Below are 22,237 nucleotides of genomic sequence, written 5' to 3'. Positions count from 1 at the left end.
GGTCACCGCTGGTAGGGCAGCAGGATGCGCATCGCCTCGGCCTGCGCGTCACGCATCGCCTGCTCGGGCGTCTTGGCGCCGTTGAGCGCTGCGGCAAGCCCCGCATTGAGCGTGCGCGTGACGCGCTGATTCTCGTGCGTCGACAGCTCCTGCGCCGCCACCGGGAGCTGGTCGCGTGCCACGGCGGCCTGCGGGAACTGCGCCAGGTGTGCCTTCATCGCGGGCGTCTCCCAGGCCTTGGGGCTCACCGCGATGTAGCCCGAGTCGATGCTCCATTGCGCCGTGCGCTCGGGCGACACCATCCAGCGCACGAACGTCAGCGCCGCGCGCTGCTTCGCCGGCGGGCTCTTGCGGAAGATGTAGAAGTTGCCACCGCCGGTGGGCGAGCCGCGCTGCACCTTGGCGGGCAGCATCGCGACGCCCAGGTCCTCGCCGACCTTGCCGCGCAGGTCGCGGAAGTTGCCGCTCGTCGTCCAGATCATCGCGGCCTTGCCTTCGGCGAACTGCGTGGGCGTCGTGCCCCACTCCACGATGCCGGTGGGGTGCGCCTGCTCGCGCTTGGACAGGTCCACCCAGAACCGCAGCGCGTCGACGACGGCCGGCTGGTCGAACGATGTCTTCGTGCCCGTGGCGTTCATGAGCGAGCCGCCGTTGGCCGTCACCAAACCCTGGAACAGCCAGTAGGGGAAGCCGGAGGAGGGGATGAGCAGGCCCCAGCGCGTGACCTTGCCGCCGTCGTCGCGCTGCGTCAGGCGCCTGGCGTAGGCCACCATCTGCGCCCAGTCCTGGGGCGGGCGGTTCGCATCGAGCCCGGCTTCGCGGAACAGCCGCTTGTTCCAGTACAGCAGGATGGTCGAGCGCTGGAACGGGATGCCCCAGGTCTTGCCGGCGGCGCGGCTGTTGGCCATGAACGCGGGGTAGAAACTTTCGAGCCAGGCGCGCTCGCCCGCGGGCAGCAGCTCGTCGAAGGGGACGATGGCCTCGGCGTCGATCAGCGTGTAGATGTCCACCGCGAACAGCACGGCGACGTCCGGCGGGTTGCCGCTGCGGTGCGCGGTGAGCGACTTGGCGAGCGACTCCCGGTAGGTGCCGGTGTAGATCGGCCGCACCTTGATGTCCGGGTGCTCGCGCTCGAAGTCCTCCACCAGCCGCGTCATGGTCTTGGCGACCGGGCCGCCGACGGCGATGGGGTAATGGAAGGTGATCTCGGTGGCTGCCCGGGCCAGCGGCGCCAGCAGGAGCGCGAAGGCGAGGAGGAATGCGGGGACGACGGCGGGCATTGGCGCAGCTCGGCTGTTGTGGCTAGTATGCATGTCGATGGGCGAACCCACACGCATCGTCATTGCCGAGGACCACGTGCTGTTGCGCGAGGGACTCAAGATGCTCCTGGCCACGCAGCCGCTGCTGCAGGTGGTGGCCGAGACGGGCGACGGGCGCCTGGTCGAAGGCATGGTGCGCGAGGCGCGGCCGCACCTGCTGATGCTGGACCTGGGCCTGCCCGGCAAGCACGGCGTGGAGGTGGCGTCGGCGGTCAAGGCGGCCGCCGGCGACGCGGTGAAGGTGCTGGTGCTCACCGGCGATTTGTCGCCGCATTCCGTCAGGCAGGCGCTCGCCGCCGGCGCCGACGGCTACATGCACAAGAGCGAAGACACCAGCGAGCTGCTCTCCGCGGTGCAGGCGGTGCTGGCCGGGCGGCAATACGTCAGCCGCCGCATCGCGCAGGTCTTCAAGCCCGAGGCGCCCACCGGCCCGGCGCCCACGCCGCGCGAGCAGGAGATCATGTCGCTGGTGGCGCGCGGCCTGGCCAACAAGGAAATCGCCGAGCTGCTGGAGCTGAGCGTGGCCACCGTGCGCACCCACCGCCAGAACTTCATGGAGAAGTTTTCGCTGCGCAATGCGGCGGAAATCACCGCCTACGCCGTCCAGCAGGGTTACTACAACCCCGGCTGAGGGCCGGATACCCTGCGAATGCAGGATGTGCCCGGGGGGTGCTTGGGCCTAGATTGGCGGCATGGTGTTGAATTTCAGGCACTCGCAGCCGCCGCGGCGCTCGCTGCCGCCGGAGCCCGACCCGGCCGACGTCGCCGCCCTCGGCCGCCAGGCCGCCATCTATGCCGGCGCGGGACGCACCAGCGAGGCCATGCGCTGCTACCAGCTCGCGCTGCTCACGGACGAAGAGCGCCCCGACCTCTGGTTCAACTACGGCTGCCTGCAGCGCCGCATCGGGCAGGTGGCCGATGCGATCGAGAGCTTCGAATTCGCGTTGCGGCTGGACCCCGCCCTGTACCAGGCGCGCTGCCAGCTGGCGCTGGCCCGGCGCGACATGGGCCAGCCGCTGGAGGCGTTGAAGCAATTCCGCGCCGTCACGCACGAGCGGCCGAATTACCTGCCGGCCTGGCAGCACGTGGTGCAACTGATGTGGGCCGTGGGCAACCACGACGAGGCGGTGAAGCTCGCCCGCGAGGGCCTGCAGCACGCGCCGGGCAACCTGGAACTGCAGGAACTCATCGCGCGGATCCTGCAGGACCGCAGCGAGCTGTCGACCGAGTTCTAGATGTGCAGCGCGTGCCCCAGGGCACGCAGCGCCGACTCCTGCACCGCCTCGCCCAGCGTCGGGTGCGCGTGGATCGTGTGGCCCACGTCTTCGAGCGTCGCGCCCATCTCCAGCGATTGCGAGAACGCCGCGGCCAGCTCCGACACCGCGCGCCCCACGGCCTGCCAGCCCACGATGAGGTGGTTGTCCTTGCGCGCGACCACGCGCACGAAACCGTCGGTGGATTCCAGCGTCATCGCGCGGCCGTTGGCCATGAAGGGGAAGGTGCCGGTGATGACATCCAGCCCCGCTTCCTGCGCCTGCGACGGCGACAGGCCCGAGACGACGACTTCCGGATCGGTGAAGCACACCGCCGGAATCGACGCGGGCGCGAACCGGCGCCGCTTGCCCGCGACGATCTCCGCGACCATCTCGCCTTGCGCCATGCCGCGGTGCGCCAGCATGGGCTCGCCGCTCACGTCGCCGATCGCCCAGACGTCGCGCATGGAGGTGCGGCACTGGTCGTCGACCTTGATCGCGCGGCCGGCCATGTCCAGGCCCAGGCTCTCCAGCCCGAAGCCCTCCGTGCGCGGCTTGCGGCCGACGGCCACCAGCACCTGGTCGGCGGGCAGGGCGAACTCGTCGGCCTGGCTCGAACGCACGCGCAGGCGCTTGCCGGTCTCGGCCATGCCTTCCACGCTGCAGCCCAGGTGCAGCACGATGCCCTGCTTCTTGATCGCGGCGAGGACAGGGCGCGTCAGCTCCTCGTCGTAGGCGGGCAGCACGCGCTGCGTCGCCTCGACGACGGCCACTTCGCAGCCGAGCTTGCGGTAAGCCATGCCCAGCTCCAGGCCGATGTAGCCCGCACCCACGACGACCAGGCGCTTCGGCAACTCTTTCGGCGACAGCGCTTCGGTCGACGAGATCACGTCGCCGCCGAACGGCATGAACGGCAGCTCCGTGGGAACGGACCCCGTGGCGATGACGAGGTGCTGGCACTGGATGCGGGTGACGTCGTTGCCGGACTTCACTTCCACCGTCTTGCCGTCGAGCACCGTGGCCCAGCCCTCGACGACCTGCGCGCCGTACTTCTTGAGCAGCGTGCCCACGCCGCTGGTGAGCTTGCCGACGATGCCGTCCTTCCACTTCACCGTCTGCTCGATGGCGATGGTGGGCGCCGAAGCCCTGATGCCCAGCGGCGAGTTGTTGGCGAAGTGCCTGGCCTTCTCGAACTCCTCGGCGGCGTGGATCATCGCCTTCGACGGGATGCAGCCGATGTTCAGGCAGGTGCCGCCCAGGCGCTCGCCTTCGACGAGGATGGTCGGGACACCCAGCTGCGCCGCGCGGATGCCGCACACGTAGCCGGCCGGCCCGCCCCCGATGACGAGCAGTGTGGTTTGCAGTTTCTTCATTCGACCGTCATTCAACGAAGAGCATCGCCGGCGCCTCGAGCAGCGCGCGGACCGCCTGGATGAATTCTGCCGCGTCCATGCCGTCGACCACGCGGTGGTCGAACGACGACGACAGGTTCATCAGCTTGCGCGCGACGACATGGCCTTCCTTGAAGACGGGCCGCTCGACGATGCGGTTCACGCCGATGATCGCCACCTCGGGATGGTTGATGACGGGCGTGGTCACGATGCCGCCCAGCGGGCCGAGCGAAGAGATCGTGATCGTGGAGCCTTGCAGCTCGTCGCGCGAAGCCTTGCCGGACTTCGCGGCCTCGGCCAGGCGCGCGACTTCCTTCGCGAACGCCCACAGGTCCATCGCCTCCGCATGGCGGATCACCGGCACCATCAGGCCGTTGAGCGTCTGCGCGGCCATGCCCAGGTGCACGGCGCCGAAGCGTGTCACCACGCCCGCGTCGTCGTCGAAGCGCGCGTTCATCATCGGGAAGTCGCGCACCGCGAGCACCACGGCGCGCGCGAGCATCGGCAGCACGGTGAGCTTGCCGCGCTCGGCGCCGTACTTCGCGTTCAGGCGCGCGCGCAGGGCTTCGAGCTCGGTGACGTCGATCTCCTCGACGTAGCTGAAGTGCGGGATGCGGCGCTTGGCCTCCTGCATCTTCTGCGCGATCTTGCGGCGCAGGCCGATGACGGGCACTTCGGTTTCTTCGTGGCGCTCGGCGTACGTCGCGCCGCCGCCGGGCTTCACGGACTGGCCGCGCGTGGCCAGGTAGACGTCCAGGTCCTGCTGCGTGATGCGGCCCGAGGGACCGCTGCCATGCACGAACTGCAGCTCGATGCCCAGCTCCCACGCCTTGCGGCGCACGGCGGGAGAGGCGATGGGCTTCTCGCCGGCGGGGCGCATGGCGACGGGGGCGTGGACGGGAGGGCGCTTCGCGGGGGGTGGCGGCGGCTCGTCATCCGCCTTGTCGTCCCGGCCCCGGCCTGCGCCGGGGTGAACTCCGCCGGGATCCAGTGGCTTTTCGGGCGGCGTTGAAAGACGCTGGGCCCCGGCCTCCGCCGGGGCGACAACTTTCTTGTCGCTCACCTTCTCGTTGCCCGCGCCTTCGACTTCCAGCCGGATCAGCACGGCGCCGACCGAGATCGTTTTGCCGACTTCGGTCATCAGCTCCGTCACCTTGCCGTTCACGGGCGAAGGAATTTCGACCGTCGCCTTGTCCGTCATCACGTCGGCGAGCACCTGGTCTTCTTTCACGTCGTCGCCCGGCTTCACATGCCAGGCGACCAGTTCCACTTCGGCGATGCCTTCGCCGATGTCGGGTGTGCGGATCACATAGGTTCCCATCGCTCAGCCCTCCATCGCGCGCTTCATCGCTTCGCCCACGCGCTGCGGCGTGGGGAAGTAGGCCCATTCCTGCGCGTGCGGGTAAGGCGTGTCCCAGCCCGTCACGCGCTCGATGGGCGCCTCGAGGTGGTAGAAGCAGTTCTCCTGGATGATCGAGAGCAGCTCGGCGCCGAAGCCGCTGGTGCGCGTCGCTTCATGCACGATCACGCAGCGCCCCGTCTTCTTCACCGAGTCGATGATCGCGTCCAGGTCCATCGGCCAGATCGACCGCAGGTCGATGATCTCGGCGTCGATGCCCGTCTCGCGAGCGGCGGCCTCGGCCACCCACACCATCGTGCCGTAGGTGATCATCGTGAGCTCCTTGCCTTCGCGGAAGGTGAAAGCCTTGTCCAGCGGCACGGTGTAGTAGCCCTCGGGCACGTTGCCCATCGGGTGCTTGGACCACGGCACCACCGGCCGGTCGTGGTGGCCGTCGAACGGGCCGTTGTACAGGCGCTTGGGCTCCAGGAAGATCACCGGGTCGTCGTTCTCGATGCACGAGATCAAGAGGCCCTTGGCGTCGTACGGGTTGCTCGGCATCACGGTGCGGATGCCGCACACGTGCGTGAAGAGCGCCTCGGGCGACTGCGAGTGCGTCTGCCCGCCGTAGATGCCGCCGCCGCAGGGCATGCGGATCACCATGGGGCAGGTGAAGTCGCCAGCGCTGCGATAGCGCAGGCGCGCGGCCTCGGACACGATCTGGTCCGACGCCGGGTAGAAGTAGTCGGCGAACTGGATCTCGACGATGGGCCGCAGGCCGTAAGCGGCCATGCCCACGCCCGCGCCCACAAGGCCGCCTTCGGAGATCGGCGCGTCGAAGCAGCGGTGCTTGCCGAACTTGTTCTGCAGGTTCTCGGTGACGCGGAACACGCCGCCGAAGTAGCCGACGTCCTCGCCGAACACGACCACGCGCGGGTCGCGCTCCATCATCACGTCCATCGCGGAATTCAGCGCCTTGATCATCGTCATCGGCACCGACTTCTGCTCCTGGGCGGCCGCTGCCGCTTCGTTCTTCTTCGTTGCGGTCAGCATGGTCAGACTCCCAGTTCCTGGCGTTGGCGGCGCAGGTGCTCGGGCATCTCCTTGTAGACGTCCTCGAACATGCCCGCGGCGGAGGGGATGTGGCCGTCCAGCAGCGTGCCGTAGCTTTCGGCCTGCTTCTGCGCGGCGGCGACTTCGGCCTCCAGCTCCTTCTGCGTCTGCGCATGCTGGTCTTCCGACCATTCGCCGATCTTGATCAGGTGCGCCTTCAGCCGCGCGATGGGGTCGCCGAGCGGGAAGCGCGCGTAGTCGTCCGCCGGGCGGTACTTGGACGGGTCGTCCGACGTGGAGTGCGCGCCCGCGCGGTACGTCACCCATTCGAGCAGCGTCGGGCCGAGGTTGCTGCGCGCGCGTTCGGCGGCCCACTTCGATGCCGCATACACCGCGAGGAAGTCGTTCCCGTCGACGCGCAGCGACGCGATGCCGGCGCCGATGCCGCGCATCGCGAAGGTGGTCTGGTCGCCGTCGCCGCCGGCCACCGCCTGGAAGGTGGAGATCGCCCACTGGTTGTTCACCACGTTCAGGATCACCGGCGCGCGGTAGACGTGCGCGAACGTGAGCGCCGCGTGGAAGTCCGCTTCGGCCGTCGCGCCGTCGCCGATCCACGCCGACGCGATCTTGGTGTCACCGCTGATCGCCGACGCCATCGCCCACCCCACCGCCTGGATGTATTGCGTGGCGAGGTTGCCGGAGATCGTGAAGAAGCCGGCGCGCTTGTACGAGTACATGACGGGCAGCTGCCGGCCCTTCACCGGGTCCTTCTCGTTGCTCATCAGCTGGCACATCATTTCCCACATCGGCACGTCGTCGCGCGCGAGCAGGAGGCCCTGCTGGCGGTACGTGGGGAAGTTCATGTCGCCGTCCTGGAGCGCGAAGGTGTGCGCAACCGCGATGGCCTCTTCGCCCAGGCACTGCATGTAGAACGAGATCTTCTTCTGCCGCTGCGCGACCATCATGCGGGCGTCGAAGATGCGCGTCTTCATCATGCCGCGCAGGCCCTTGCGCATGCGCACGGCGTCCATGTCTTCGGGCACCCACGGGCCGACGGCGTTGCCTTCCTCGTCGAGCACGCGCAGGAGGCCGAAGGCGATGTCCTGCATGTCGGCCGAGCCGGCGTCGATCGGCGGGCGGCGGATGGCGCCGGCGGGCGAGAGGTGGAGGTAGGAGAAGTCGGTGTGCGCGCCGGGGCGGCCAGTCGGCTCCGGCACATACAAGCGCAAGGCCTGCTGCGTCATTTGTCGTCCTCGAACCCGATTGTGTCGGGCGCTTTCTCGGTGGATGAGCCGACGGCACGGGCAGCGGGTAAGCCGCGCGGCCGCCGGGGTTGCGCCCATGGGGCGCTGGGCCGAAGTGTAGGACAAGCAGGGGACCGGTTGGGGTAGGCTTTCTCCCCATGACCGCCGCGCTCGACCATCCGCCGCCGCCTTCGGCGCCCCCGTTCAGGGCCATCGCCGACCTGGTGCGCGACCATGCGAAGAAGCGGCCCGGCCAGGTGGCGATGATCCATGGCGAACGGCGGGTCACCTGGCTGCAGGTGGACGCCATGGCCGACCGGATCGCCGCCACCTTGCAGCGCGACGGTGTCGAGCCGCGGCAGAGCATCGCCATCGCCGGCGCGAATTCGCTCGAGTACTTCGCCTTGTTCCTGGGCGCGCTGCGCGCCGGGGTGGCGGTCGCGCCCTTGCCCACGGGCGCCACGACGGCGCAATTGGCAACCATGGTGGCCGACTGTGCGGCGCGGCATTTCTTCGTCGACGCCGCGGTGCCGCCTTTCCCGAGCGCAGCGCGGCGCATCTTCATGGACGCGTCCGGCGATCCGTCGCTGGAGCAATGGCTGCTGCCGCACGGCGCGAAGCCGAAGGCTGTGCGGGCGCAGCCCGACTGGCCCTTCAACATCATCTATTCGTCGGGCACCACCGGCACGCCCAAGGGCATCGTGCAGCCGCACGGCATGCGCTGGATGCACGTCGCGCGCGCGCAGGGCTACGGCTATTCACCCGACAGCGTCACGGTGCTGGCGACGTCGCTGTGCTCGAACACCACGCTCGTGTGCGCCTTCCCGACGGTCGCGCAAGGCGGCTGCCTGGTCTTCGGCAAGCCGAAGTTCGATGCGGCCTCGTACCTGGCGCTGGCGCAGGAGGTGAGGGCGACGCACACGATGCTGGTGCCGGTGCAGTACCAGCGCATCATGGCGCTGCCCGATTTCGACCGGTACGACCTGGGGTCCTTCCAGGCCAAGTTCTGCACCAGCGCACCTTTCCATGCCGACCTGAAGCAGGACATCCTCAAGCGCTGGCCCGGCGGCCTCATCGAGTTCTACGGCATGACCGAAGGCGGTGGCACGTGCATCCTCGAGGCGCACAACTACCCCGACAAGTTGCACACCGTGGGCAAGCCCGCCGAAGGCCACGACATCCGCGTGATCGACGAAGACGGCAACGAGCTCCCGCCGAATGCCGTCGGCGAAGTCGTCGGCCGTTCGGCGGCCATGATGACCGCCTACAACAACCAGCCGGAGAAGACGCGCGAAGCCGAGTGGTACGACGCCGAGGGCCGCCGCTTCATCCGCACCGGCGACGTCGGCCGCTTCGACGAGGACGGCTTCCTCACGCTGATGGACCGCCGCAAGGACATGGTCATCTCGGGCGGCTTCAACGTCTACCCGAGCGACATCGAGGCGATCCTGCGCACGCACCCGAAGGTCGCGGACGCGGCGGTGGTCGGCGTGCCGTCGAAGGAGTGGGGCGAGACGCCGGTGGCGTTCGTGGTCGTGCGCGGCTCGTTACCCGAAGACGAACTCCGGTCGTGGGTGAACGAGCAGGTCGGGAAGACGCAGCGCCTGTCGGGCGTTCGTTACTTGAAAGAGCTACCTCGCAGTGAGATCGGCAAGGTCCTGAAGAGAGAGTTGCGCGACAGTTGGTGAGCGGGTTTCCGGTCTGCCGACTGGGGAGGCAGGAGAAAAGTCCTTGCCGGCCGCCAGCCCGGCCCCCTGCCAACGGATGCCCGGGTCAGACTTCCGCGATCAACTCAATCTCGACGCAAGCCCCCATCGGGATCTGCGCGACACCGAAAGCGCTGCGCGCATGCTTGCCCTTGTCGCCGAACACTTCACCGAGCAATTCGCTCGCGCCGTTCGTCACCAGGTGCTGCTCGGTGAAATCCGGCGAGGAGTTCACCAGGCTCATCACCTTGACGATCCGCTTGACCTTGTTCAGGTCGCCGCCCACTGCGGCCTGCAGCGTGCCCATCAGGTCGACGGCGATCGCGCGCGCGGCCTGCTTGGCTTCCTCGGTCTGCATGGTCTTGCCCAGCTGGCCGACCCAGGCCTTGCCGTCCTTCTTGGCGATGTGGCCGGAGATGAACACGAGGTTGCCGGTCTGCACGAAGGGCACGTAGGCCGCGGCAGGGGTGGCGACGGGCGGCAGGGTGATGCCGAGCTGCTTGATCTTGTCGTAGACGCTCATCACGGACTCTCCTGATTGAATCAGGCCGCGATTGTAGGAGTGACGGTGACCGCTACGTGCAGGAGGTGATTGGCGCCGCCATCGATCACGCCACGGATGGGCGAGACGTCGGAGTAGTCGCGGCCGGTGGCGAGGACGACGTAGTCCTCGCCCGGCACGCGGCGGTTGGTGGGGTCGAGGTCGAGCCAGTCGCCGGTGCTGCCGTCGCCAGGCACGTAGACCGACACCCACGCATGCGACGCATCGCTGCCCACGAGCCGCTCCCGGCCCGGCGCGGGCTCGGTCAACAGGTAGCCGCTGACGTAGCGCGCCGGCAGGCCCAGGCTGCGCAGGCAGGCCAGCATGATGTGCGCGAAGTCCTGGCACACGCCCTTGCGCAGCTGCAGCGACTCGAGCGCGGGCGTGCCGACGTCGGTGGCCTCGGTCTCGTACTCGAAGTCGGCGTGGATGCGCGCCATCAGGTCGCGTGCCGCGTCGACCAGCGGGCGGCCCGCCGGGAAGCAGGGCAGGGCGTACTCGATGAAGTCCGCGTGGCGCGGCACGTACGGCGAGGCGAACAGGAACTCCGCCGCCGGGTCGTAGGCGGCGCCGCGGTGGTAGCGCATGCGCTCGCGCGCCTCCTCCCACGGCATCTCGCTGAGCACCGCGGGCGCCGGGGATGTGGAAACGACGCTGCGCGCCGTCACCTTCAGCTCCTCGTGCTGGGCCTGCAGGCTGAAGAAGGTGCGCGCGTTGCCCCACACGTCCGTCGCTTCGCTGCGCTGCACGGGCTGCGGGTCGATCTCGAGCTCGTGCGACACCAGCTGCTGGCGCGCGCCGTGCGCGGGCTTCAGGTGCGCCAGGTGCTGCGCCGTGCGCACGGCCGGCGCGTACTCGTAGCGGGTTTCGTGGACGACGTTGAGCAGCATGGCTTCTCAGGCGCCGACGCTCTGGCGCGTGTCGGAGTGTGTGAAGTAGCGGCCGCCCAGCTCGTCGGAGAGGCGGAACGCGGCATCGGTGCAGTCCTGCAGCAGTTGCTCGAGTTTCGCGTAGCGGCCGTCGGCATCCCGCTCGCACAAGGCGGCCAGCGACCAGGCCTGCGGGTCCGGCACGGTCTGCGCGATCTCGGGCTTCTCTCCCGCCGGCGATCCTGCGAGCTTCGCCAGCCGTCCGCGCAACGTTTGCGCGACCCAGCCCAGCGAGCGCGGGTTGTCGCGGTCGATCACAAGCAGGTCGGCGAGCGCCGGGATGTCGTGGCGCTGCTGGTATTGCGAGTGGAAGGTGATGGTGCTGTCGAAGAGCGCCACGATCGCTTCGAAGCCGCCTTCCTCGAACACGGAGCCCTTGTCGAAGGACCAGCCGAGCGCCGACGCCAGGAAGCCCAGGCGCTCCAGGTGCCGCCCGGTGGACAGCAGCCGCCAGCCGTCGTCGCGTGTCATGCGGTCGGTCTGCGCGCCCGTCATCGCGGCGGTGGCGCCGAGCAGCGCCTCCAGCACGCGGATCGCCTCGACCGACGAGAACTCGCCGTCCTCGGTGGCCATCGCGCAGCCGCGGAAGAACTCCTGCTCGGCGCGCACGATCACGTTCCACTGCTCCACCGACAGGCGTTCGCGCACGGCCGATGCCGCGCTGCGCAGCGCGCGCAGGTTGTAGCCGACGCTGGTGGCGGTGCGTGTGTCGGCCAGGCCCGCGACGATGGAACGCTCGAACACTCGCCGCGATTGAAGGGCCGGCGGCACGGCGGCCACGACCAGGCCGTTGGCGCGGCCCACCTCGGTCAGCCACGCCAGCAGCGGCGGCGAGGACTGGTCCTCGCCGTTCAACACCTCCAGGGCCAGGCGCGCCAAGCGCGCGGTGTTTTCGGTGCGCTCGGTGTAGCGCCCCAGCCAGAACAGGTTCTCGGCCGCGCGGCTCGTGACGGACCGGCCGTGGTGCGCGATGTCGCCGGCCGGCTGCTCGTGGTGCAGCAGCGTCGTCGCGTCGACCTCGCCCTCGGTCATCACCCAGGTGTCGGCGCTGGAGCCGCCGCGCTGCATCGAGGCGATCTCCAGGTTGGCGCTGGCGATGCGCGTGAGGCCGCCCGGCAGCACGCGCCACGATTGCGGGCCGTCGGCGATGGCGAACACGCGCAGCATGTACGAGCGCGGCAGGATGCGGTCGCCCTCCATGCCGTGCTTCCACGTCGGCATCTGCGCGAGCGGCATGTAGCCCTGCAGCGTGTACTCGTCGGGCTCGCGCACGATGCGGCCGGCCCATTCGTCGGCGGCGCGGCGCGTGAGCGTGCGGCCCAGCACCGCCGCGGCGCCGGGGCCGATGTAGGTGGGCTTGATCACGCCTTGCGGGATCTGCGGCAACGCCGCCTCCAGCGCCGCGCGCTCGCCGCACCACCACGTGGGCAGCGACGGCAGCTGCAGCTCTTCGCCCAGCAGGTGGCGCGACAGCGCCGGCAGGAAACCGAGGATGCCGGTCGATTCGAGGAAGGCCGAGCCCGGCGCATTCGCGACGAGCACGTTGCCCGCGCGCACCGCCTGCAGCAGGCCCGGCACGCCCAGGTGCGAATCGGATCGCAGCTCCAACGGGTCGAGGAACTCGTCGTCCACGCGCTTGAGGATGCCGTGCACGGGCTCCAGGCCCTGCAGCGTCTTGAGGAAGAGGCGGTCGCCGCGCACGGTGAGGTCGCTACCCTCCACCAGCGTCAGGCCCAGGTACCGCGCGAGGTAGGCGTGCTCGAAGTACGTCTCGTTGTACGGGCCCGGCGTGAGCAGCACGATGCGCGTGTCGCGCCCGTCGGGATCGCGCGGGCACATGGCGCGCAGCGCGTCGGCCAGCGCGCGGTACGTCCCCGCCAGCCGCTGCACCTTCAGGTCGCGGAAGGCCTCCGGGAACAGGCGCGAGATGATCAGCCGATTCTCCAGCAGGTAGCCCAGGCCCGAGGGCGCCTGCGTCCGCTGCGACACGACCCACCACGCGCCTTGCTCGTCGCGGGCCAGGTCGAAGGCCGCGATGTGCAGGCGCGTGCCGCCGGGCGGTGTGACGCCGTGCATCGCGCGCAGGTAGCCGGGATGGCCTTGCACCAGCGCGGGCGGCAGGAGGTTGCGCGCCAGCAGGTCCTGCGGCCCGTACACGTCGGCCAGGACGCGGTCCAGCAGCTTCACGCGTTGCAGCACGCCGGCCTCGAGCTGCTGCCACGCCTGCGGCGTGACCACCAGCGGGAAGAGGTCCAGCGACCACGGGCGCTGCGGCCCGTGCGCGTCGGCGTAGACGTTGTAGGTGATGCCGTTGTCGCGCACCTGCCGCTCGAGGTTGAGCGTGCGGCGGTTCAGGTCCGCGAAGCCCGCGGGGCCGAGGTGCTCGAAGAAACGTTCCCAATGCTGGCCCAGCGCTTCGCGCGAGCCGCCGCGCAGCTCGTCGTAATGCGCGGATGCGGCAGGCGGCGCCATTGCCGCGGCGAGGGCGGCCGGCGCGTCGGCGGTGTCGCCGAAGAGGGAATCGACGGGGTCGTGCTTGTTGTCCACCTCAGCCGTATTGTCGGCGCGAATGACTGAGGCCCAGCGAAACGGCTGTGCTTCGGTCGCGTGCATCCAACACAAGGGCGTATGGATGGTGTCGAAGTGCGACGAGGCGGCGCCCTCGAAACTTCGCGTTGCAGGCCTGCGGTCGTATTTGATAGATTCGCGCCGCGCGCCCAGCCATGGGCGACGTCAATGAAGAAGCGTCAAGGAAATACACCCAGGATGAGTGCGAACCATCGCAGGGATCCGGCCGCGCCGGACCCGAAGCAGGACAGCGACACACAGGACGACATGCAGCGCGGCGGCGCCGGCTCCGCCAGCGCCCTCGAGCGGATGAAGGCAGAGCACGCCTTGCGCCACAAGCGCCAGCACGGCGCGCGCACGTGGGGCCCCGGGCACGAGGACGACCAGGCCCCGGAGCGCTGAGCTCACAAGGGGCGGCGGCCAACTCCTACAGCCGGGCTTCGCCGCCCCCGGAAGAATGGCTTCATCGAAACCATTTTTCGAAGGGAGTGACCATGTTCAAGACCACCCTCGCCACCGCCCTGGCCGTTGCCACTGCGCTGGGCCTCGCGGCCTGCGACGTCAAGAAGACGCAGGAAGGCAACGTCACGGTGCCGAAGTACGAAGTCGAGAAGAAGCAGTCCGGTGACGTCACGCTGCCGAAGTACGACGTGACCACGCCCGACGTGAAGGTCGGCACCAAGGACGCGACCATCACCGTGCCGAAGGTCGAGACGCAGAAGAAGACCATCGAGGTCCCCACCGTCGACGTGAAGACGGCGAAGGAAAAGGAAGCCGAGCAGGCCCAGAAGCAGATGGGCGCCACCGGCACCACGAAGTAAGCATGTCCCGGCGCAGGCCGGGATCCAGTTCGTCCTTCGGGTAATCCCGATGCGGTTGACAGCGGCCTGACAGGCCGCTGGCCAACGATGCGCATGCAACGTCGAGGAGACAAGCATGCGCCGACAACAGTTCCTCCATGGAATGGCAGCCCTCGCCCTGGCGGGCGGGCTGCCTTTTTCCGCCCGTGCCGCGAGCACGCTCAAGATGATGATCCCCGCCAACCCCGGCGGCGGCTGGGACACGACCGGCCGCGCGCTGGGGCGTGCGCTCGTCGAAGCGGGCGCGGCCGATGCCGTGCAGTACGAGAACAAGGGCGGCGCCGCCGGCGTGCTGGGCCTGGCGCAGTTCGCGCAGGGCGCCAAGGGCGACCCGCAGGCGCTGATGATGATGGGCGCGGTGATGGTTGGCGGCCTCATCACCGCCAAGCCGCCGGTGCAGTTGCAGTCGTGCACGCCCGTCGCGCGCCTGACCAGCGAGTACAACGTGTTCGTCGTGCCGGCCGCTTCGCCGCTGCGTTCGATGAAGGACGTGGTGGAGCAGCTCAAGCGCGAGCCCGCCAGCGTGCGCTGGGGTGGCGGCTCGCGCGGCGCCACCGAGCACATCGCAGCGTGCATGCTCGCGCGCAACGTCGGCGTCGATCCCAAGAAGGTCAATTACGTCGCCTTCCGCGGCGGCGGCGAAGCGGTCTCCGCCATCCTCGGCGGCAACGTCACCGTGGGCGGCAGCGGCTACAGCGAATTCGCCGAGCACATCGCCGCCGGCAAGATGCGCGCGATCGGCGTGACGTCGCAAAAACGCCTGCCTGGCCTCGCCGTGCCCACGCTCAAGGAGCAGGGCTGGGACGTGGTGATCGGCAACTGGCGCGGCGTCTACGGCGCGCCGGGCATCTCGGGAGAACAGCGCGCCGAACTGGCCGACAGCGTCGTGAAGGCCACGCGCACGAAGGCGTGGCAGGAAGCGCTCGCCAAGAACGGCTGGACGCCGTCGCTGTCCACCGGCAAGGACTTCGAGGACTTCGTGGAGTACGAGTTCTCGAGCCTGCGGGCGATCATGTACCTGTCCGGCATGCTCTGACGGCCGTGCTCGAGCACATCGAACGCCAGCTTGCGTCGGTGACGGCGCAACTGCGTGTCGCTGCGCTGGTGGTCGAGCAGCAGGACATGCTGCGTTCCGGCGCGTTCGAGCTGCGTGCCGGAGGCCGGCTGATTGCCGTGTTGGACATGCCCGAAGAAGTCGCCGTGCTGCCGCGTGCCGGCGCGGCGGACTTCGATTCGGCGATGTGCACGCGCATCCACCGCGAGGACAAGCGCGTGCCCGATAACTTCGCGCGTGTAGGGCTCGCGCAGCTGATGTGGCAGTACGTGCTGCGCACGCGGCACGACGTGCTGCCGCGGCGCTATCGGCGCGCGCCCATCTACTTCCGGCGGCCACCGCGCGTCGACGGCAAGCTGGTGGACGACCGGCACCTCGTGGTCATGCGCGAACTGGCGCTGCGGCCCTGCACGTTCGACGAGTTGCGCGAGCGCGCCGGGCTGCCCGACGCCGACCTGGCGCAGGTCCTGGCGGCGCTGTACTTCGTCGGCAGCGTCACATCGAACCCGCAGCGCGTCGGCGCCGGCGCGAGCGAACCTGCTTCGGCCGGAGCGATGGCCCCATAAAAAAAGCGCCCCGCTTCCGCGGGGCGCCGACCTTGGAGTCCTGCTTTTCTTCTTAGAAGCTGTGGCGGATGCCGGCCTCGTAGCCGCGCGAATTGCCGCCGGGCACCGTGACGGGCGCACCGACGTTGTAGTTCGTGCCCGTGCCCTTGTTGTCGATCGCCGAGAAGTTGGTGTACAGCGCGGTGCGCTTCGACAGGTTGTGCAGGTAGCCCACCGTGAACTGGCCGGCGTCGTTGGCGACGCCCGTGGTCTTCACGCGGCCGTAGGCGGCGCGGATCACGCCCGCGCCCACCGGCACGTGCACGCCGATGTTCCAGGGCTTGGTCTTGGTGGCGCCCACCTTGTTCTGGCCCCACAGCGCGAAGACCTTGGCCATGCCGAAGTCGTACGTGCCGCCCAGGTTGATCTGCGTGAAGTCGCCCACCGGCGTCAGCGTGGTCTTGCTGTAGCCGAAGGCGGCGTCGATCGGGCCGCCGGCGTAGCCGAGGCGGATGCCGACGAGGCGGCCGTCCTGGCGCGTGGCCGAGGTCGACAGGTTCTCGGCGATCGCGTACATGGCCTGGCCGTAGATGCCGCTCGACATCTTGGGCAGGAAGTAGCCGATCGAGTTGGAGGCACGCACGTTGGTGATGCGGGCGCCGCCCTGCACCGGGTAGAACAGGATGCCGGCCGAGCCGACGCCGTTCGTGCCGAAGGGGTGGAAGTTGGACAGGTTCCAGAAGCCCGGCGTGTAGTCGCGGCCCAGGCGCAGCTCGCCGAAGGCACCCGACAGGCTCACCGTGGAACGGCGGCCGAACACGATGCCGCCGCCGCCGGCGCCGCCGGTCGACTGGTTGTTGGTGTTGGTGGTGCCGCCGGTGCCCGAATCGGGGTTGATGCCGGACTCGAGCCAGAACGAGGCCTGCAGGCCGCCGCCGAGGTCTTCCTGGCCGCGGAAGCCGAGGCGGCTGGACTGGTAGCCGTCGGTGCCGAGCACGGTCTGCGACACGCCGCCGCCGGTGTAGTGGCCGACGTTCAGGTCCAGCAGGCCGAAGATCTGGACCGACGAGGTCTGGGCTTGGGCGAAGCCGCACGCCAGGAAGGCGGCGGCAGCGATGGGGGCAAGTTTCTTCAAGGGGGTCTCCTGTCGTTTGGGTGACAGGAGACAGCATCCACGGTTCAGCTGTCAGGCCGCTGTCACGGGGGCCTCCGCCCCCTTATTTCGGCGCCTGAGGATGCGCGGAAGCAACAGTACGGCGATGACGATCACGATCAGGGCCAGCGACATGGGCCGCTGCAGGAACACCGTCCAGTGGCCTTCGCCGATGGAAATGGCGTTGCGCAGCTGCGCCTCGGCCAGGGGGCCCAGGATCATGCCGACGACCACCGGGGCGGTCGGGAAGTCGAAGCGGCGCATCACCACGCCCGCCACGCCGATGCCCCACAGCAGCACCAGGTCGAAGGCGCTCTGGCGCATGCCGTACGCGCCGACGGTCGCGAAGATCAGGATGCCCGCGAACAGCTGCGGCTTGGGAATCTTCAGCAGCTGCACCCACAGCTTCACCAGCGGCAGGTTCAGGATCAGGAGCATGACGTTGCCGATGTACAGCGACGCGATGAGCGTCCACACCAGCGCCGCCGAAGTGGTGAACAGCTGCGGGCCGGGCTGGATGCCGTAGTTCTGGAAGGCCCCCAGCAGCACCGCCGTCGTGTTGGACGTGGGGATGCCCAGCGTGAGCAGCGGGATCAGGGCGGCGGTCACGGTGGCGTTGTTCGCGGCTTCCGGGCCGGCCACGCCTTCGATCGCGCCCTTGCCGCCGAACTCCGCCTTGTCCTCGCCCTTGGCGAGCTTCTTCTCCACCGCGTACGACAGGAACGTGGGGATCTCCGTGCCGCCGGCGGGGATGCAGCCGAAGGGCGCGCCGATCGCGGTGCCGCGCAGCCACGCGGGGACCGAGCGGCGCCAGTCGCGCGCGGTCATGTAGACCTTGCTCATCGGGTTCTGCGTCTCGGCCTTTTGTGCTTCGTACATCGCGTGGTACAGCACTTCGGCAACCGCGAAGAGGCCCACCGCGACCAGCACGATCTCGACGCCGTCGAGCAGTTCGGGGATGCCGCCCGTGTAGCGCGCCTGGCCCGAGATCTGGTCCAGGCCGATCAGGCCCAGCGCGAGCCCGAGGAAGAGGGCCGCCATGCCGCGCACCGTGCTCTTGCCCAGCACCGCGCTCACGGTGGTGAACGCCAGCACCATCAGCATGAAGTATTCGGGCGGGCCGAGCTTGACCGCGAATTCGGCGACGGCCGGCGCGAACAGGGTGACGAAGACGGTGGCGATCGTGCCCGCGAAGAACGAGCCGATGGCCGCGGTGGCGAGCGCCGCGCCGGCGCGGCCGCTGCGCGCCATCTTGTTGCCTTCCATGGCCGTGACCATGCTGGCGGTTTCGCCGGGCGTGTTCAGCAGGATGGACGTGGTCGAGCCGCCGTACATCGCGCCGTAGTAGATGCCCGAGAAGAAGATCATCGACGCCGTGACGTCGACCTTGGCGGTGATCGGCAGCAGCATCGCCACCGCGACCGCGGGGCCGATGCCGGGCAGCACGCCGACGGCCGTGCCCAGCACGCAGCCGAAGAAGGCCCACAGCAGGTTGGCGACCGACAGCGCGTGCGAGAAGCCGGTCAGGAGCTGGTTGAAGATGTCCATGTCACAGCCACCCGGTCGACGTCAGGCCCGGCAGGTTGATCGCCAGGAACTTCGTGAAGGCCCAGTAGACGGGCGCGGAGATCGCGAAGCCGCTGATGGCGTCCACGACGTAGGTGTTGGCCCGCTGGCCTTCGGCGCGCCGCAGCCCTTGCACCGCGAGCACGTAGCACAGCATGCAGCTCAGGATGAAGCCGATGGTGGTGATGAGCGCCGCGTTGGCGAGCAGGCCGGCGGAGATCAGCACCGCGCCGGGCCAGAACTGGGCCGGGTGGTCGGGCTCCTCCAGTTCGCGGTACCCGCCTGTGAGTGCCTCGCGCAGGATGAGCCCGCCGCACACGAGCAGCCCGGCGGACACCAGCCAGGGCAGGAAGTTGGGACCGACGCCGCCGTAGCCGGCCTCGCCGGGGATCGTCAGCGCGCCGAAGGCCAGCCCCAGCGCGATCGCGATGATCACGCCGGCGACGGCCACCTGGGGCTTGCTCGTCGCGCCCCCCACGTCAGACCATCCCGGCCTTGACCATCGTGGCGCGCAGGGCCGCGAATTCGTCGTCGACGAACTTGTCGAACTCGGGGCCCGCGAGAACCGCCGGCGTCCAGTCGTTCTTCTCCATCGCTTCCTTCCACGACGCCGTCTTGACGGTGGCGAGCACCAGGTCCGTCAGCGCCTTGCGCTGCGCGGGCGTAATGCCGGGCGCCGCGTACACGCCGCGCCAGTTGCCGATCTCGACGTCGATGCCCTGTTCCTTCAGCGTGGGCACGTCGTTCAGGCGCTTGTTCGAGGTGACGGCGATGGGCCGCATCTTGCCGGCCTTGATGTACTCGGCGAACTCCGAGTAGCCGCTACCGCCCACGGTGACGTTGCCGCCCAGGATGGCCGCGGTGGCTTCCCCGCCGCCGCGGAAGGCGACGTAGTTGATCTTGGACGGGTCGGCGCCCACGCGCTGCGCGATCATCGCCGCGGCGATGTGCTCGGTGGAGCCGCGCGAGCCGCCGCCCCACTTGACGCTGCCCGGGTCCTTCTTCAGCTGCGCGACCACGTCGGCCATCGTCTTGAAGGGCGAGTTGGCCGGCACCACGAACACGTTGTATTCGCTGGTCAGGCGCGCGATCGGCGTGGCTTGCGACAGGTTCACCGGCGGCTTGCCGGTGATGATGCCGCCGACCATCACGGCGCCCATCACCATCAGCGCATTCGGGTCGCCCTTGGAGCCGTTGACGAACTGCGCCAGGCCCAGCGCGCCGGCGGCTCCGCCCTTGTTGTCGTAGGTGACGCTGTCGGCCAGCTTGCCGTCCAGCATGGCCTTGCCGAGCGCGCGGCCCGTCGTGTCCCAGCCGCCGCCCGGGTTGGCCGGGATCATCATCTTGATGTTCTGGCCCGCCAGCGCCATGCGGGGCAGGGCGGCGGCGGCGCCGATGGCGGCCAGGGTGCGGAGGAATTCGCTGCGTTTCATTTGTTGTCTCCTGCAGGAAAGGTCGTGGAAGGACGGAACCGCGAAGCTTGCATTCTGCGCCTGTCAACCACCTGTCCGGCGCGTTCGTAAAAACCACTACAGTGCCCCGAAGATGAACGTCCTGCTGGTCGAAGACGACGCCTCCATGCGCGCCACCCTGGAGCGCGCGCTGTCGCGCCGGGGCATGCGCATCGTGGCCTGCGCCGACGGCGCGCAGGCGCTGGGCCTGTGGCGCGCCAACCCGCCGGAGGTGGTTCTGCTGGACCTCAGCCTTCCCGGCATGGACGGGCTGGACGTGCTGGAGAAGGCGCGTTCCGAAGGCCTGCGCACGCCGGTGCTGGTGCTGACGGCGCGCGGCACGGTGGGCGACCGCATCCTGGGCCTGAACGCCGGCGCCGACGACTACCTGCCCAAGCCCTTCGACCTGGACGAGCTCGAGGCCCGCGTGCGCGCCCTGGCCCGGCGCGCTCCGGCGGGCACGCCCACGCCGCCCTCGGCGCCCGCGGGCACGTTCCAGCTCGGGCGGCTGCGGCTGGATGCGCACCACGGGGTCTTCTACTCGGGCGACGAGGTGCTGGAGCTCACGCCGCGCGAGTCGGCCCTGTTGCGCGCGCTGGCGGCGCGCCCGGGGCAGGCGCTTGCCAAGGAAAAGCTCTTCGAGGCGGTGTTCCCCGGCGAGTTCGACGTGCAGTACGAAGCGGTGGAGGTGGTGGTGTACCGACTGCGCAAGAAGCTCGCGCACACCGGCGTGGCGCTCGTCACACTGCGCGGGCTCGGGTACCTGCTCAAGGCGGAATGAGCCGCATCTCGTCGCTGCGCGCGCGCCTGCTGGTGGGCATCATGGTGCCGGCGCTCACGCTGATCGCGCTGGACGGGATCAGCGTCTACAGCACCGCACTGGCTGCCGCGAACACCGCGTACGACCGCACGCTGCTGGCCAGCGCCAAGGTGATCGGCGAGCAGCTGGACGTGGACGGCTACGACGCGCAGGCGCGCCTGCGCGCGACGGTGCCGTACTCCGCGCTCGAGGCGTTCGAGGTCGACTCGCGCAGCCGCATGGTGTACCGCGTGTCGGGGCCCGACGGCGAGATGGTCTCGGGCTACGCGGGCCTGCCGTTCTGGCGCGGCAAGCTGCCCGAGCACACACGGTATGCGGCGCTCGTGCACTTCTACGACGACATCTTTGACGGCAAGGCCGTGCGCGCGGCGGTGCTGATGCAGCCCGTGTCCAGCGCCACGGGCCGCGGCATGGCCGTGGTGCAGGTGGCCGAAACGCTCGAGCTGCGCGAGACGCTGGCGCGCGAGCTGCTGCTGCACACGCTGTCGCGCCAGGCGCTGTTGATCGGCGTGGTGGCGCTGGTCGTGGTGATCGTCGTGCAGGTGACCACGCGGCCGGTGCGCCGGCTGAGCGCGGAGCTGGACGCGCGCGCCGAGAACGACCTGACGCCGCTGCCGGTGGGCGATGCGCCGAAGGAGCTGGTGCCGCTGGTGGATGCGACCAACCACGTCATGGCCCGGCTGCAGCACCTATTGGACAACCAGAAGCGCTTCGTGCGCGACAGCGCGCACCAGCTGCGCACGCCGCTGGCCGTGCTCAAGACGCAGGTGCAGTCGGCCCTGCGCGGCGACGTCGAGCCCACGCAGGCGCTGCGCGAGGTGAACGAGACGGTGGACCGTGCGACGGTGCTCGCCAACCAGATGCTGTCGCTGGCGAAGATCGAGCAGCTGCGCCACCAGCCCGCCGCCGAGGTGTGCGACTTCACCGAGGAGGTGCGCACGGTGGCCCTGGACCTGGCCCCGCTGGTGGCCGACAAGGACATCGATTTCGAGATCGAGACCGAGCCCACGCGCGTGCTGGCCAATCCGTGGATGCTGCGCGAGCTGTCGCGCAACATCCTGCACAACGCGATCCGCCACGTGCCCTCGTACGGGCAGCTGAAGGTGCGCGTGGCAGCCGACGCCGACGCGGCCGTGCTCACGGTCGCGGATTCAGGGCCGGGCCTGTCGGCGGAGATGCAATCGCGCCTGTTCCAGCCGTTCTCGCCGGGCGGGCCGCGCGGCGGCTCGGGGCTGGGCCTGACGATCAGCCACGAGATCGTGACGACGCTGGGCGGCACCATCGCGCTGAAGAACCGCATGGCGGGCGAACGCGTCGAGGGGCTGGACGTCGTCGTGCGCCTCCCGATGGTGCGCGGCGGCGTTTGACAACACGTCGGTGCGTCTTGTCAAGCCTCCGATGCAGGAGAGTCTTCCTCGTGCCCGTTTGGTGGGCATCGCAGCCAA

Annotated in this window: 21 protein-coding genes; 9 read left to right on the top strand and 12 right to left on the bottom strand. The window is 69.4% G+C overall.

What is annotated here, in order from left to right:
- Nucleotides 1-2 precede the first annotated feature (2 nt).
- Nucleotides 3-1,280, bottom strand: a complete 1,278-nt coding sequence (locus WG903_RS16025) for an ABC transporter substrate-binding protein (protein ID WP_340077221.1) — start codon at nucleotides 1,278-1,280, stop codon at nucleotides 3-5.
- Between the two features lie 37 nt (nucleotides 1,281-1,317).
- Between WG903_RS16025 and WG903_RS16020 the strand changes: the two genes are divergently transcribed.
- On the top strand, nucleotides 1,318-1,950 hold the full coding sequence (locus WG903_RS16020) for a response regulator transcription factor (RefSeq protein WP_340077219.1): 633 nt from the start codon (nucleotides 1,318-1,320) through the stop codon (nucleotides 1,948-1,950).
- 61 nt (nucleotides 1,951-2,011) lie between these two features.
- Nucleotides 2,012-2,554: a tetratricopeptide repeat protein gene (locus tag WG903_RS16015; protein WP_340077217.1), complete on the top strand. Its 543-nt coding sequence runs from the start codon at nucleotides 2,012-2,014 to the stop codon at nucleotides 2,552-2,554.
- Here the strand turns inward: WG903_RS16015 and lpdA are convergent.
- From lpdA to WG903_RS15995, 4 genes are read right to left on the bottom strand one after another with little or no spacing between them, the layout of a single operon-like run.
- Nucleotides 2,551-3,945, bottom strand: a complete 1,395-nt coding sequence (lpdA, locus tag WG903_RS16010; protein ID WP_340077215.1) for a dihydrolipoyl dehydrogenase — start codon at nucleotides 3,943-3,945, stop codon at nucleotides 2,551-2,553. The two genes, WG903_RS16015 and lpdA, sit on opposite strands and share 4 nt — an antisense overlap.
- A 7-nt stretch (nucleotides 3,946-3,952) precedes the next feature.
- Nucleotides 3,953-5,284, bottom strand: coding sequence for a dihydrolipoamide acetyltransferase family protein (locus WG903_RS16005; RefSeq protein ID WP_340077213.1), 1,332 nt, complete (start codon nucleotides 5,282-5,284; stop codon nucleotides 3,953-3,955).
- A 3-nt stretch (nucleotides 5,285-5,287) separates the two neighbouring features.
- The gene (locus WG903_RS16000) at nucleotides 5,288-6,355 is read right to left on the bottom strand and encodes an alpha-ketoacid dehydrogenase subunit beta (protein ID WP_340077211.1); all 1,068 of its coding nucleotides are present in this window, start codon (nucleotides 6,353-6,355) and stop codon (nucleotides 5,288-5,290) included.
- A gap of 2 nt (nucleotides 6,356-6,357) precedes the next feature.
- On the bottom strand, nucleotides 6,358-7,599 hold the full coding sequence (locus WG903_RS15995) for a 3-methyl-2-oxobutanoate dehydrogenase (2-methylpropanoyl-transferring) subunit alpha (protein WP_340077209.1): 1,242 nt from the start codon (nucleotides 7,597-7,599) through the stop codon (nucleotides 6,358-6,360).
- Nucleotides 7,600-7,757: 158 nt separating this feature from the next.
- On the opposite strand from WG903_RS15995, the gene WG903_RS15990 reads away from it, so the two are divergent.
- Complete coding sequence (locus WG903_RS15990) at nucleotides 7,758-9,287, top strand: class I adenylate-forming enzyme family protein (RefSeq protein WP_340077207.1); 1,530 nt, start codon at nucleotides 7,758-7,760, stop codon at nucleotides 9,285-9,287.
- Between the two features lie 85 nt (nucleotides 9,288-9,372).
- Here the strand turns inward: WG903_RS15990 and WG903_RS15985 are convergent, their stop codons facing one another.
- Genes WG903_RS15985 through WG903_RS15975 form a run of 3 tightly spaced genes read right to left on the bottom strand, consistent with a single transcriptional unit; the run spans nucleotide 9,373 to nucleotide 13,247 of the window.
- Nucleotides 9,373-9,828: a RidA family protein gene (locus tag WG903_RS15985; RefSeq protein WP_340077205.1), complete on the bottom strand. Its 456-nt coding sequence runs from the start codon at nucleotides 9,826-9,828 to the stop codon at nucleotides 9,373-9,375.
- A 20-nt stretch (nucleotides 9,829-9,848) separates the two neighbouring features.
- Nucleotides 9,849-10,736, bottom strand: coding sequence for a transglutaminase family protein (locus WG903_RS15980; protein WP_340077203.1), 888 nt, complete (start codon nucleotides 10,734-10,736; stop codon nucleotides 9,849-9,851).
- A gap of 6 nt (nucleotides 10,737-10,742) precedes the next feature.
- Complete coding sequence (locus WG903_RS15975) at nucleotides 10,743-13,247, bottom strand: circularly permuted type 2 ATP-grasp protein (RefSeq protein ID WP_340078262.1); 2,505 nt, start codon at nucleotides 13,245-13,247, stop codon at nucleotides 10,743-10,745.
- 294 nt (nucleotides 13,248-13,541) lie between these two features.
- On the opposite strand from WG903_RS15975, the gene WG903_RS15970 reads away from it, so the two are divergent.
- The 4 genes from WG903_RS15970 (at nucleotide 13,542) to WG903_RS15955 (ending at nucleotide 15,823) form a co-directional block, all read left to right on the top strand.
- Nucleotides 13,542-13,745 (top strand): hypothetical protein, encoded by a 204-nt coding sequence (locus tag WG903_RS15970; RefSeq protein WP_340077201.1) that lies wholly within the window; start codon nucleotides 13,542-13,544, stop codon nucleotides 13,743-13,745.
- Between the two features lie 92 nt (nucleotides 13,746-13,837).
- Entirely contained in the window at nucleotides 13,838-14,164 is a 327-nt protein-coding gene (locus WG903_RS15965) for a hypothetical protein (protein ID WP_340077199.1), read from the top strand.
- A gap of 115 nt (nucleotides 14,165-14,279) precedes the next feature.
- On the top strand, nucleotides 14,280-15,239 hold the full coding sequence (locus WG903_RS15960; RefSeq protein ID WP_340077197.1) for a Bug family tripartite tricarboxylate transporter substrate binding protein: 960 nt from the start codon (nucleotides 14,280-14,282) through the stop codon (nucleotides 15,237-15,239).
- A gap of 5 nt (nucleotides 15,240-15,244) precedes the next feature.
- On the top strand, nucleotides 15,245-15,823 hold the full coding sequence (locus tag WG903_RS15955) for a hypothetical protein (protein ID WP_340077195.1): 579 nt from the start codon (nucleotides 15,245-15,247) through the stop codon (nucleotides 15,821-15,823).
- A 52-nt stretch (nucleotides 15,824-15,875) separates the two neighbouring features.
- On the opposite strand, the gene WG903_RS15950 is transcribed toward WG903_RS15955, so the two are convergent.
- From WG903_RS15950 to WG903_RS15935, 4 genes are read right to left on the bottom strand one after another with little or no spacing between them, the layout of a single operon-like run.
- Nucleotides 15,876-16,937: a porin gene (locus tag WG903_RS15950; protein ID WP_340077193.1), complete on the bottom strand. Its 1,062-nt coding sequence runs from the start codon at nucleotides 16,935-16,937 to the stop codon at nucleotides 15,876-15,878.
- A gap of 51 nt (nucleotides 16,938-16,988) precedes the next feature.
- Complete coding sequence (locus WG903_RS15945; RefSeq protein ID WP_340077191.1) at nucleotides 16,989-18,503, bottom strand: tripartite tricarboxylate transporter permease; 1,515 nt, start codon at nucleotides 18,501-18,503, stop codon at nucleotides 16,989-16,991.
- 1 nt (nucleotide 18,504) lies between these two features.
- On the bottom strand, nucleotides 18,505-18,999 hold the full coding sequence (locus tag WG903_RS15940; RefSeq protein WP_340077189.1) for a tripartite tricarboxylate transporter TctB family protein: 495 nt from the start codon (nucleotides 18,997-18,999) through the stop codon (nucleotides 18,505-18,507).
- Between the two features lies 1 nt (nucleotide 19,000).
- On the bottom strand, nucleotides 19,001-19,954 hold the full coding sequence (locus WG903_RS15935) for a Bug family tripartite tricarboxylate transporter substrate binding protein (protein ID WP_340077187.1): 954 nt from the start codon (nucleotides 19,952-19,954) through the stop codon (nucleotides 19,001-19,003).
- Nucleotides 19,955-20,066: 112 nt separating this feature from the next.
- Between WG903_RS15935 and WG903_RS15930 the strand changes: the two genes are divergently transcribed.
- Nucleotides 20,067-20,753 carry a response regulator transcription factor gene (locus tag WG903_RS15930; RefSeq protein WP_340077185.1) on the top strand — a complete coding sequence of 229 codons (687 nt, stop codon included), beginning with the start codon at nucleotides 20,067-20,069 and terminating at the stop codon, nucleotides 20,751-20,753.
- Nucleotides 20,750-22,159 carry a sensor histidine kinase gene (locus WG903_RS15925; RefSeq protein WP_340077183.1) on the top strand — a complete coding sequence of 470 codons (1,410 nt, stop codon included), beginning with the start codon at nucleotides 20,750-20,752 and terminating at the stop codon, nucleotides 22,157-22,159. Before WG903_RS15930 ends, WG903_RS15925 begins: the two co-directional genes overlap by 4 nt.
- Nucleotides 22,160-22,237 lie beyond the last annotated feature (78 nt).

Origin of the sequence: Ramlibacter sp. PS4R-6, from assembly GCF_037572775.1 — a bacterium.
In the GTDB taxonomy this organism is placed as follows: domain Bacteria; phylum Pseudomonadota; class Gammaproteobacteria; order Burkholderiales; family Burkholderiaceae_C; genus Ramlibacter.
The sequence above is the reverse complement of the archived record's forward strand: the minus strand, read 5'-3'. Positions and strand labels throughout refer to the sequence as shown.

What these genes read in the sequence shown, in the direction of transcription:
- WG903_RS16025 (WP_340077221.1), bottom strand. Translation starts at nt 1,280, where the DNA reads ATGCCCGCCGTCGTCCCCGCATTCCTCCTCGCCTTCGCGCTCCTGCTG.
- WG903_RS16020 (WP_340077219.1), top strand. Translation starts at nt 1,318, where the DNA reads ATGGGCGAACCCACACGCATCGTCATTGCCGAGGACCACGTGCTGTTG.
- WG903_RS16015 (WP_340077217.1), top strand. Translation starts at nt 2,012, where the DNA reads ATGGTGTTGAATTTCAGGCACTCGCAGCCGCCGCGGCGCTCGCTGCCG.
- lpdA (WP_340077215.1), bottom strand. Translation starts at nt 3,945, where the DNA reads ATGAAGAAACTGCAAACCACACTGCTCGTCATCGGGGGCGGGCCGGCC.
- WG903_RS16005 (WP_340077213.1), bottom strand. Translation starts at nt 5,284, where the DNA reads ATGGGAACCTATGTGATCCGCACACCCGACATCGGCGAAGGCATCGCC.
- WG903_RS16000 (WP_340077211.1), bottom strand. Translation starts at nt 6,355, where the DNA reads ATGCTGACCGCAACGAAGAAGAACGAAGCGGCAGCGGCCGCCCAGGAG.
- WG903_RS15995 (WP_340077209.1), bottom strand. Translation starts at nt 7,599, where the DNA reads ATGACGCAGCAGGCCTTGCGCTTGTATGTGCCGGAGCCGACTGGCCGC.
- WG903_RS15990 (WP_340077207.1), top strand. Translation starts at nt 7,758, where the DNA reads ATGACCGCCGCGCTCGACCATCCGCCGCCGCCTTCGGCGCCCCCGTTC.
- WG903_RS15985 (WP_340077205.1), bottom strand. Translation starts at nt 9,828, where the DNA reads ATGAGCGTCTACGACAAGATCAAGCAGCTCGGCATCACCCTGCCGCCC.
- WG903_RS15980 (WP_340077203.1), bottom strand. Translation starts at nt 10,736, where the DNA reads ATGCTGCTCAACGTCGTCCACGAAACCCGCTACGAGTACGCGCCGGCC.
- WG903_RS15975 (WP_340078262.1), bottom strand. Translation starts at nt 13,247, where the DNA reads ATGGCGCCGCCTGCCGCATCCGCGCATTACGACGAGCTGCGCGGCGGC.
- WG903_RS15970 (WP_340077201.1), top strand. Translation starts at nt 13,542, where the DNA reads ATGAGTGCGAACCATCGCAGGGATCCGGCCGCGCCGGACCCGAAGCAG.
- WG903_RS15965 (WP_340077199.1), top strand. Translation starts at nt 13,838, where the DNA reads ATGTTCAAGACCACCCTCGCCACCGCCCTGGCCGTTGCCACTGCGCTG.
- WG903_RS15960 (WP_340077197.1), top strand. Translation starts at nt 14,280, where the DNA reads ATGCGCCGACAACAGTTCCTCCATGGAATGGCAGCCCTCGCCCTGGCG.
- WG903_RS15945 (WP_340077191.1), bottom strand. Translation starts at nt 18,503, where the DNA reads ATGGACATCTTCAACCAGCTCCTGACCGGCTTCTCGCACGCGCTGTCG.
- WG903_RS15935 (WP_340077187.1), bottom strand. Translation starts at nt 19,954, where the DNA reads ATGAAACGCAGCGAATTCCTCCGCACCCTGGCCGCCATCGGCGCCGCC.
- WG903_RS15930 (WP_340077185.1), top strand. Translation starts at nt 20,067, where the DNA reads ATGAACGTCCTGCTGGTCGAAGACGACGCCTCCATGCGCGCCACCCTG.
- WG903_RS15925 (WP_340077183.1), top strand. Translation starts at nt 20,750, where the DNA reads ATGAGCCGCATCTCGTCGCTGCGCGCGCGCCTGCTGGTGGGCATCATG.